The organism is Streptomyces sp. NPDC111802, assembly GCF_055634335.1.
This window is the reverse complement of the sequence record NZ_JBVKCZ010000198.1, coordinates 1-1,913: the sequence shown is the minus strand read 5'-3', so window position 1 is coordinate 1,913 and position 1,913 is coordinate 1. Positions and strand designations below refer to the sequence as shown.

General features: G+C 67.7%; 1 protein-coding gene. It reads right to left on the bottom strand.

The features are described 5' to 3' along the window. Nucleotides 1-69: 69 nt before the first annotated feature. On the bottom strand, nt 70-1,773 hold the full coding sequence (locus tag ACZ7NC_RS45400; RefSeq protein ID WP_471498303.1) for an IS1634 family transposase: 1,704 nt from the start codon (nt 1,771-1,773) through the stop codon (nt 70-72). Nucleotides 1,774-1,913 lie beyond the last annotated feature (140 nt).

Sequence of the window (1,913 nt, the reverse complement as noted above, 5' to 3'; positions counted from 1 at the left end):
GGTTGACCTGCGGAAATGCCTGTGAGCACGCCGAGATGGCGTGTCACTAGGCGGTGGGATAGTGCCTGGTCAGCGGCCTGCGTTCAGATCGATGATCTTCTTGGGCGGGGCGACGTCGAGGGCGGTGAAGATGTCGCGCTGGGACTTGGTGAGGTCGGTGGACTGACGGAAGGTGCCGGCCGGGCCGGTGTAGGTGACGGCGTGCAGGCACTGGAGCTTGGTGCGCAGGCGGTTCCAGGTCTGGCCGGTGGCCTTCTCGGCGACGCGGATCAGGAGCAGGGCGAGCCAGCACAGCAGGACGTGAGCGCGGATACGGTCCTCGCGGCGGTGGTAGACCGGCCGAAGATCGAGAATTTGCTTCATATCGCGCCAGCCGCGCTCGACTTCCAGGAGCTGCTTGTAGCCCAGGGCGATGTCCTCGGCCGACAGCTTCGGATCCGAGGAGCGCAGAAGGTACTTGCCGTCGAGGTTGGCCTCGGCGGCGATCTTCTTCTTGTCCACCCGCAGCAGCCCGCCTGGGGTGGTGCGAAGGAACCGTTTCAGGCCGGGCTTGGTGGACAACACCCCGGCCAGCTTGTCCCGTTCGGGCCTGGGCAGCTTGTCGGTTCCCTCGATTACTTCGGTGAGCTGGGCGACCATCCGCTCGCGGATCGCGGCGTCGCGGGTGGCCTGGTCGGGGTTGAAGCAGATCACGAACCGGTCGTCGGCTCCGATGTTGACCTCCTTGACCTGGAGGTTGTCGCGCACGGTCGCATAGCGCCCCTGCCGCGAGAGGGCGGCGCGGACTTCCGGTGATCCGGTGCGGAGCTTCTCGCCGATGATGTAGCCGCCGTCCCCGCGCATCAGCGCCCGGCGGTTGGCGGCGGAGGTGAAGCCGCGGTCGGCCACCCACACGATCTTCGAGAGCGTCCACTCGCGCAGGTCGTCGCGGACCTGCCGGATCAGCGCCTGGTCCCCGGTGTTGCCGGGCCAGGACCACACCCGCACCGGGATCCCGTCGCGGGTGACGGCCATACCGATGACAACCTGCGGCAGGTCATCGCGGGAGTCCTTGGACTTGCCGTGCGTGCGGAACCCGTCGTGCCGCGCGGCGTCTTCGTCCGGCGTGTCGTCTGCCAGACGCTCGCCGCGTTCGTCGCGGGCGACGGGTTCGTCGGCGTCCTCGGTCTCGAAGTACGTAGAGGTGGTGTCGAAGAACAGCAGGTCCACCTCCAGGTTGAGCAGGTCGGTGACCTGGAAGTACGCCTCCCTGGCCAGGGCCGGCTCGATGGTCAGCAGGTAGTCCATCGCCCGGTAGCAGGCTTCGTCACTGACCGACTCAAGGCCCTCTATGTGGACATCGCCCTCGATCCACTCGGTGGCGGCGAGCTTGCTGGAGGCGGTCAGCGCCCGGTTGGCCACCAGCGCGAACAACACCCGCTCTACCCGCGGATCCAGCCGCCGCCCGGTCAGCTGACGGTGTATCGCCCCGTCCAGGCCGAGCCGGTGCCACAGTCCGTCCAGCGCGTGCACCCCGCCCCACGGCCGGGAGCTGATCAAGGAGAGGTCTCCCGAGCCGGTCGCGGACAGCGCAGCCGCCGGGTCCAACAGCCTGGACAGCGCCGCGACCAGCCGGCGAACCGCCTCGCGGTCGAGCTCGTCCTCCCGGCCGAAGGAGTGCAGCACCTTCGTACGCGAACGCCCCACAGCCGGATCCCACTCGTTGTGGGCCAGCTGCAGATACCGGACCGTCTGCCCGTCCTTGTTCCGCCGGGACGTCGTCTTCACGTACATGCCGCTAGACGATACGCACGTCATTCCAGGTCGTCAGCAGTGGGGTGCCCATATCGTGCCACTAGGCGTTTTCGGCCTTTCGCGCTAGGCACACCCGCCTGACCTGCATCGATACCTCACCGCACCCCCAAGAACCCCGC